The sequence below is a fragment of the Pyxidicoccus fallax genome (assembly GCF_012933655.1).
GTDB lineage: Bacteria > Myxococcota > Myxococcia > Myxococcales > Myxococcaceae > Myxococcus > Myxococcus fallax.
In genome coordinates this window covers 36451-43675 of the sequence record NZ_JABBJJ010000067.1, presented here as the reverse complement: position 1 = coordinate 43675, position 7225 = coordinate 36451, and the positions used below count along the sequence as shown (strand labels likewise).

Here is a 7225-nt window from a genome sequence, read left to right as displayed (position 1 = left end):
GGGGCGGCTCCGGCGGCGGGACGGGGCGCGGATGACAGGCGGCGAACAGGAGCAGCAGGAGGGCGGCGTGGCGCATGGGCGGGGGGAAACTCTACCTTGCACCCGTGATTCGGCGGCGCGTAGATTGCCCGGCGCTGCCATGGCCCGGGAAAAGGACAACATCGCGCTCTCCGACGAGCACAACACTCGTGGAATCGAGCTGGCGGACCGGGGGTGGCTCGACGAGGCCATCAAGGAGTTCAAGAAGGCCATCGACCTGGACCCGAGCTCCGCCCACGCTCACGACAACCTGGCCACCGTCTACGCGGAGAAGAAGCTCTTCCGCGAGGCCCTGTCCGAGTACCTCACCGCCCTGAAGCTGGAGCCGGACAGCGCCACCGCGCATTACAACCTGGCCTGCTTCCTCTCCACGCACGCCGGGGAGATGGCGGTGGAGGAGTACAAGGAGGCCATCGAGCTGGACCCGGAGTATCCGGACGCGCACCTCAACCTCGGCCTCACCTACGCGGACCAGGGCCGCGTGGAGGAGGCCATGCGCGAGCTCCAGACGGCGATTGAACTGGACCCGCAGGACGCCTTCCCCCGTCACGAGCTGGCGGCGCTGATGATGGACGAGGGCGACTACCGCTCCGCCATCACCCAGCTGAAGGAAGTGGTGCGGCTGGAGCCGGACAACTTCGAGGCGCAACTGGACCTGGGCATCTGCTACGCGCAGAAGGGCTTCTACGCGGAGGCCGAGCGCGCGTACGAGCGGGCCCGGGCGCTCAACCCCGAGGACCTGCTGCTCAACTACAACCTGGCGGCGCTGTACGCGCTCTGGGGGCGGCCGAAGGACGCGGTGCAGTACCTCCAGAAGTCGCTGGTGGCGGACCGCCCCAAGGTCCTGGGGTGGCTGTCCACGGACCCCATGTTCGACTCGCTCAAGGGCGACGCCGACTTCGAAGCCCTCTTCTGAGCCATGGGAATGGAATGGGTCTTCCTCGGACTGGCGCTCCTGTTGGTGGTGGCCAACGGGTTCTTCGTGGCGACGGAGTTCGCCATCGTGAAGGTTCGCGCCACGCGCATCCAGGCGCTCGCTGACGAGGGCGCGCCGGGCGCCTCCACCGCGCTGAAGATGGTGGAGCACCTGGACGCGTACCTCTCCGCCACGCAGTTCGGCATCACCCTGGCGTCGCTGGGGCTGGGCTGGCTGGGCGAGCCGGCCTTCGCGAAGCTCCTGGAGCCGGTGCTGGTGGGGCTGGTGCCGGAGGGCTCGGCGGCGACGGTGGCCCACACGGCGGCGGTGGTCATCGCCTTCAGCATCATCACGTTCCTGCACATCGTCATGGGCGAGCTGGCGCCCAAGAGCCTCGCGATTCAACGCGCGGAGGCGACGACGCTCGCCGTCGCCCTGCCGATGCGGGTGTTCTACTTCCTCTTCTACCCGGCCATCGTCCTGCTCAACGGGCTGGCGGCGAGGGTGCTGCGAGCCTTCGGCCTGCACTCGGCGGGCGAGGCGCACGAGGCCCACAGCGAGGAGGAGCTGCGCGTCATCCTGCACAGCTCGGCCCAGGCGGGGGCAATCACGACGGCGCGCGCGGAGCTCCTGGAGCGGGCGCTGGAGATGGCGCAGAAGACGGCGCGGCAGGTGATGGTGCCGCGCAACCAGGTGAAGTTCCTCGACATCGAGGAGCCGCTGGAGAAGTGCATCGCGGACGCGCGCGCGGCGGGCCACACGTGGCTGCCGGTGTGCCGCGGCAACCTCGACGAGGTCGAGGGCGTGGTGAACGCCAAGGACCTCTTCTTCCTGCTGTCGCGCGGGGAGCTGCGCAGCCTCGCGCAGGTGCAGCGGCCGGTGCTCTTCATCCCCGAGCACGCCACGCTGGAGCAGCTGCTGGCGGAGTTCCGCAAGCGGCGCCGCCAGACGGCGCTGGTGGTGGACGAGCACGGCGGCACGTCCGGCCTCGTGACGATTGCCGACGTGGTGGCCGAGGTGGTGGGCGACGTGGCCGAGCTGGGCCGCCGGGTGGAGGAGGTGCGCTCGCTGCCGGGCGGCCGCTTCGAGCTGCCGGGCACCACGCAGCTGGACGACCTCGAGGAGCGGCTGGACGTCAACTTCGAGCTGGACGAGGACGAGGAGGGCGAGGTCACCACCATCGCTGGCTACCTCATGGCCCGGCTGGGGCGCGTCCCGGAGAAGGGGGACACGCTGAAGCTCGACATGTGGCGCATCCTCGTGGAGGAGGTGGACGGGCCGCGCGTGGTGCGGGTGACGGTGGAGCCCCAGTCCCGCGCCACGCCCGCGCGCGCCACGCCGGATGCCGCGGCGGCGCCGTCCTCGGACTCACCGGCGGGGCCCTCCTCGGGCGAGACACCGCCGGTGGTGCCTCCAGGCGAGTCGGCTTGAGCCGACCCGCCGCCTGAGGCGTCCTCAGCCCTTCGGGTCCTTCTTCACCGCCACGGCCTTCTTCACCGCCTTGCCGCCCTTGGCCGCGGCCTTGGGGGCCTCGGCGCGCTCGACCTTGAGCAATTCCAGGTCGGTGCTGCCGGCCGTCTCCAGCTTGATGATGCCCACGCCGGGGGCGAACCAGAGGAAGCTCTCCATGGAGCGCCCCTGGGCGCCGGGCCGGCTGGAGCGCGCCGTGGTGATGTTCTTCACCTTCAGCGCCTTGAAGGTCCCGGCGGCGACGGTGACCTCCTCCTCACCCACCACCGTGGCCTCCTTGTCGAAGGTGGTGGCGATGGTGGGCCGCAGGCCCCCCGTCTTCGACGCGGGCGGCTGGAGCTTCACGGACAGGCTGTTCTTCCACGTACCGCCGGGCACCATCTGCGCGGGCGAGGGCACCACGACGCCCTCCGCGCTCACCACCTGCACGTCCATGCCGGACGCGGACAGGAGCGTGCCCTCCAGGCCGCCCAGGCCCGTGCGGATGCCCTCGGGCGTGCAGGTGGCCTCCGTCTCGCCGTGGCGGCTCTTCAGGTCCACCGCGACGGTGCCCTTCAGGCCCTCCGGCGCCGGCTTCACGTCCTTCGTGGAGAGCACCATCTCCGAGGACTTGCCTGCCCGGTAGGTCAGCTTGAGGCCGTCCTCCAGCGGGAAATAGGGGTGGGGGCAGGCAGCCGGGGCTGCGACTGCCGCCGTGTCAGACCGGGGTGCTACTTCCGGCGTAGGGGACGCTCCCACGAGGAGCGTCAGAGCAAGAAAGGGCTGGAACGTAGGCAACCTCCAGAAAAAGCAATTGGAAGGTAGGGTGGGGCTCCCACTTTGCAACCCCACGGCACGACCTGGCAGGGGCTCTGGCCGCCTCGTTGAAGGGCAAGCGACCAGACGTATGGCCACCTGATGCAGGGTCACGCTTGATCGCCAGGGGGGCGACTGGTACTCCTGCCGATCGTTCCGGGGCCGATTTTTCGGCCTCGCGCTCGCTTTCTCCCTCGTACTCCGCGCGTCCCCCAGGAGCCCGCTGGCATGCGAATCAAGCGGTTGGACATCACCGGCTTCAAGTCCTTCATGGAGCGGAGCGTCTTCACGTTCGATGAAGGAGTCACGGGCATCGTCGGGCCCAACGGCTGTGGAAAGTCGAACGTTGTCGACGCCATCCGCTGGGTGATGGGTGAGCAGAGCGCGAAGAACCTCCGTGGCCGCGGCATGGAGGACGTCATCTTCAACGGCTCGGAGAACAAGCCGCCCCTGTCGATGGCGGAGGTGTCGCTCACGTTCCTGGTGGACGAGACGGACCAGCTGGCCCCGCAGTACCAGGGCTTCTCCGAAGTGACGGTCACCCGGCGCCTGTTCCGCAACGGCGACTCCGAGTACCTCATCAACAAGACGCCGTGTCGCCTGCTGGACATCACCGAGCTGTTCCTCGGCACGGGCGTGGGCACCAAGGCCTACTCCATCATCGAGCAAGGCCGCGTGGGCCTCATCGTCTCCAGCAAGCCGGAGGACCGGCGCCACCTGCTGGAGGAGGCCGCGGGCGTCACCAAGTACAAGGCCCGCCGCAAGGCCGCCGAGCGCAAGATGGAGGCCACCGACGCCAACCTCCTGCGCGTCACCGACATCACCAACGAGCTGGAGAAGCGGCTCGACGCGCTGTCGCGCCAGGCGAAGAAGGCGGAGAAGTACAAGAAGCTCAAGGCGCGCATGCGGGACATCGACCTGCATGCGGCCACGCACCGCCACCTGGAGCTGCTGGCCGAGAAGAAGGTGCTCCAGTCCCGCCTGGAGAACCTGGGCTCCGAGGAGCGCGACAGCCTGGACCGCGTGAAGGAGCTGGAGGAGACGATTACCCGGCGCCGCGCGGAGCTGGACGCCGAGGCCGCCGCCCTCCAGACGCTGGCCGCCGAGGTGCACGCGATGGAGAGCAGCGTGCAGCGCGACACCCAGGAGCTGTCGTACGGCAAGCGGGATTTGGAGGAGACGCGCGCCCGGGTGGCCGCGGCGAAGGTGGAGCTGGACGGCCTGCTGGCGCGGCAGGCGGAGATGGCCGAGGCCATGGCCGCGCGCGAGGCGGAGCTGTCGGGCATCGCCGGCTCGTGGAAGGAGGACGAGGTCGCGATGCAGGTGGCGCAGGAGGAGCTGCGCCGCGTGTCCCAGCTGCAGACGGAAGTCGCGCTGCGCCTGGAGCAGGAGCGCGCCGGGCTGGTGGCCGTGGCGGGGCGCCTGGCCAACCACGAGAGCAACCTCGTCAACCTCGCCCGCCAGCGCACCGATTTGGAGACCCGCCGGGCGAAGCTCCAGGGTGAGCTGGAGAGCTTGCGCGCGCAGGAGTCCCAGCTGGAGGCGGTGCGTGGCGAGGCGGCCAGGCGGGTGGAGGACACCCGGCACCTCGCCGCGGAGCTGGCCGAGCGCAAGGGCCAGGAGGAGGAGGCCCTCAGCCGCACGCGCGCCGACTTCACGGAGAACGAAATCCAGGTCATCGCCCTGCGCGAGGAGCTGAGCGACAAGCGCAGCCGCCTGGCGTCCCTGGAGGACATCCAGAAGAACTATGACGGCTTCGACCGGGGCGTGCGCGCGGTGATGATGCGCGCCGGCGTGGCCGCGCGCGAGCAGGGCATCTTCGGCCTCGTGTCGGACGTCATCACCGTGTCCCAGCGCTACGAGCGCGCGGTGGAGGCGGCCCTGGGCGAGCGGCTCCAGCACGTCATCGTCGAGAGCCGCGACAAGGGCGTGGAGCTGGTGGAGTACCTCAAGGGCCACGCGGAGGGCCGGGGCAGCTTCCTGCCGGTGCCCGCGCTGGACTCGCTGCCGCCCCCGATGGAGCCGGACTTCAGCCGGCCCGGCGTGCTGGCCCATGCCCCGCGCGAGGTGACGTGCGAGGAGGCCCTCCAGCCGCTGGTGCGGCTGCTGCTGGGCGACGTGGTCATCGTCCAGGACATCGGCGCCGCCCGCGCGTACGCGGAGGCCGGTGGCCCGGCGTGCACGCTCGTCACGCAGGACGGCGAGGTGTTCCGTCCGGACGGCACCATCGTCGGCGGTGAGCGCGAGGGCGCGGCGGTGGGCGCGCTCCAGAAGAAGCGCGAAATCGCCGAGCTGGCCGCCGAGGTGGCCCGGGTGGAGGAGCGCTACAACGAAATCCTCACCCGGCACTACACGCTCCAGAAGCAGATGGGGCACGCGGAGAGCGTCCTCAAGGGGCTCGCCAAGAATCAGCACGCCGAGGAGGTGAATCTCGCCAGCCAGGAGAAGGACCTGCACAAGGCGGGCGAGGACCTGGCCCGGGTGCGCGAGCGGCTGCGGGCGCTGGAGTCCGAGGACGCCCAGCTGGCGCAGAGCCAGAGCGCGCTGGCCCACGAGGAGGAGACGAGCCGGGGCGAGGTGGCCCACGGCCAGGCGGACCGCGAGGGCCGCGAGGAGCGCGTCAAGCAGCTCGCCGCGGAGCAGGAGTCGCTGCGCCAGCGCGCGGAGACGGCCAACAATGACCTGACGGGCCTGCGCATCAAGGTGGCCGCCGGCAGCGAGCGCGGCGAGTCCGCCCGCAAGGAGCTGGAGAGCCTCGTCACCCAGCGCAAGGACATGGAGACGCGCGTCGCCCGCCTGCGCACCACGGTGCAGGAGGGTGGGGCGCGCACCGAGGAGCTGGAGCGCCGCATCTCCGAGACGGAGGGCGGCCTGTCCAAGCGCGCCGAGGAGCACCGGGTGGCCGCGGAGGGGCTGGAGGCCCGCCGCACCGCCCACACCACGGCCTCCGCCGAGGTGCGTGAGCAAGACACCCAGTTCCGCGAGCTGCGAAGCCGCGTGGACGAGCTGATGCAGGGCCTGTCGCAAATCTCCCTGCGCGAGCGCGAGATTGCCCTGGAGCTGGAGCACCTGGCCGCCGGCATCCGCGAGCGGCACCAGGTGGACCTGGCGCTGGAGCTGCACCGCTACCACCTGCTGGCCCCGCTGGCCCCGGAGACGGAAGCCGAGCTGAAGGACTTGCGCGCCCAGGTGGAGAAGATGGGGGAGATCAACCTCACCGCCATCGACGAGCACGCGGAGCTGGCCAAGCGCTACGACTTCCTCAACGCGCAGAAGAAGGACCTGCAGTCCTCCATCGAGCAGCTCAAGGAGGCCATCCAGCGCATCGACGCCACCAGCCGCGAGCGCTTCAAGCAGACCTTCGACGTGGTGAACGAGAAGTTCCAGGCCATCTTCCCGCGCCTGTTCGGTGGCGGCCGGGCCAGCCTCGTGCTCACCAACGGCGAGGGCCCCAACGCGGAGCCGGGCGTGGAAATCGTCGCCCAGCCGCCCGGCAAGAAGCTGCAGAGCGTCAACCTGCTCTCCGGTGGCGAGAAGGCCCTCACCGCAGTGGCCCTCATCTTCGGCATCTTCCTCATCAAGCCCACGCCCTTCTGCCTCCTGGACGAGGTCGACGCGCCGCTGGATGAGGGCAACGTGGGCCGCTACAACGACATGGTGAAGGAGATGAGCAAGCAGTCCCAGTTCATCCTCATCACCCACAACAAGCGGACCATGGAGGTCTCCAACACCCTCTACGGCGTCACCATGGAGGAGCCGGGTATCTCCAAGCTCGTCAGCGTGCGCATGCGCGAGGCCGGCGCCGCCAACGACGACAAGGTCACCGCCGCGTAGTGCCCGGAGGTGGGGGCACCGGGCCGCTCCGGTGCCTGCCTCCGGCGGGAAACACATCGAGGCGCGGGCTCCCGGCTCCGGGGCTCGCGCCTTCTGTTTTTTCCGGGCCCCGCCAGCACGCGCGCGGCCCCCTGAAACGCGCGAAGGCGCGGGCCCCTGGAGTCCGGGCAC

4 protein-coding genes are annotated in these 7225 nt (G+C 70.1%); 3 read left to right on the top strand and 1 reads right to left on the bottom strand.

What is annotated here, in order from left to right:
* Positions 1–139: 139 nt before the first annotated feature.
* Together HG543_RS16445 and HG543_RS16440 are read left to right on the top strand one after the other, a co-directional pair.
* Positions 140–955, top strand: coding sequence for a tetratricopeptide repeat protein (locus tag HG543_RS16445; protein ID WP_169345719.1), 816 nt, complete (start codon positions 140–142; stop codon positions 953–955).
* Between the two features lie 3 nt (positions 956–958).
* Complete coding sequence (locus HG543_RS16440) at positions 959–2386, top strand: hemolysin family protein (RefSeq protein ID WP_169345718.1); 1428 nt, start codon at positions 959–961, stop codon at positions 2384–2386.
* A 24-nt stretch (positions 2387–2410) separates the two neighbouring features.
* Here HG543_RS16440 and HG543_RS16435 read toward each other — a convergent pair whose 3' ends face one another.
* Positions 2411–3025, bottom strand: a complete 615-nt coding sequence (locus HG543_RS16435; RefSeq protein ID WP_246357070.1) for a TapB family protein — start codon at positions 3023–3025, stop codon at positions 2411–2413.
* Between the two features lie 423 nt (positions 3026–3448).
* Here HG543_RS16435 and smc point away from each other — a divergent pair, with 423 nt between their 5' ends.
* A complete protein-coding gene (gene smc / locus HG543_RS16430; protein WP_169345716.1) occupies positions 3449–7054 on the top strand; it encodes a chromosome segregation protein SMC in 3606 nt (1201 codons plus the stop codon).
* The last annotated feature ends 171 nt before the right edge of the window (positions 7055–7225 follow it).

What these genes read in the sequence shown, in the direction of transcription:
- HG543_RS16445 (WP_169345719.1), top strand. Translation starts at nt 140, where the DNA reads ATGGCCCGGGAAAAGGACAACATCGCGCTCTCCGACGAGCACAACACT.
- HG543_RS16440 (WP_169345718.1), top strand. Translation starts at nt 959, where the DNA reads ATGGGAATGGAATGGGTCTTCCTCGGACTGGCGCTCCTGTTGGTGGTG.
- smc (WP_169345716.1), top strand. Translation starts at nt 3,449, where the DNA reads ATGCGAATCAAGCGGTTGGACATCACCGGCTTCAAGTCCTTCATGGAG.
- HG543_RS16435 (WP_246357070.1), bottom strand. Translation starts at nt 3,025, where the DNA reads ATGGTGCTCTCCACGAAGGACGTGAAGCCGGCGCCGGAGGGCCTGAAG.